1 protein-coding gene is annotated in these 779 nt (G+C 53.8%); it reads left to right on the top strand.

All coding sequences use genetic code 11. The features are described 5' to 3' along the window. Positions 1-779, top strand: a 779-nt coding sequence (locus DW826_RS17990) for a DUF3991 and toprim domain-containing protein (RefSeq protein WP_117553346.1), incomplete at both ends; no start/stop codon positions are given.

Here is a 779-nt window from a genome sequence, read left to right on the forward strand (position 1 = left end):
CACTTGCCCTTGCACAACAGAACAGCCGACAGAGCAATTCAATATCTTTGCGAAAGCCGAGGTCTCAACAAAACGCTTGTTGAGGCTTTTCTTCTTTCCGGGGATATTTACGAGGAAGCAAAGCGGCACAATGTTGTGTTTGTCGGCAGAGACCGAAGCGGTACGCCGAGATACGCCCATGTGCGAGGAACGGCAGACCCATTCAGACAGGACATTGCCGGGGCTGACAAGTCCTATCCGTTCCGCTATGAGGGAAACGGCAATCAGCTCTTTGTCTTTGAAGCACCGATTGACCTGTTATCATTCATCTGCCTTTATCCGCAGGACTGGCAGAAAAGAAATTATCTTGCCCTGGGCGGCGTTTCGGGCAAAGCTCTTGACCGTTTTCTTTCTGAACGCAAGGACACCCAAAAAGTGTTCCTCTGCCTTGACAGCGACACCGCAGGAAGCGAAGCCTGTACCCGACTGGCACAGTCCATTCCCGGCGAGATCGCCGTCATTCGCCTTGTCCCGGCAAGGAAAGACTGGAACGATGTTCTCCGTCAGCAAGGGGACATTCCCAGCCGTAAATTTATAGCGGAAACAATCACGCTACGAGAGCTGCCCACCGCCCAGCCTGTCCCCATGCTCCGCATGGCAGATGTGGAGCTTACGAGCGTGGATTGGTTATGGTTTCCGTATATTCCCTTTGGAAAGCTGACCATCATACAGGGCAACCCCGGCGAGGGCAAGACCTACTTTGCCATGCGTCTTGCGGCGGCTTGCACCAACCGAAAGCC

This window comes from Clostridium sp. AM34-11AC, from assembly GCF_003435375.1.
In the GTDB taxonomy this organism is placed as follows: domain Bacteria; phylum Bacillota; class Clostridia; order Lachnospirales; family Lachnospiraceae; genus Pilosibacter; species Pilosibacter fragilis.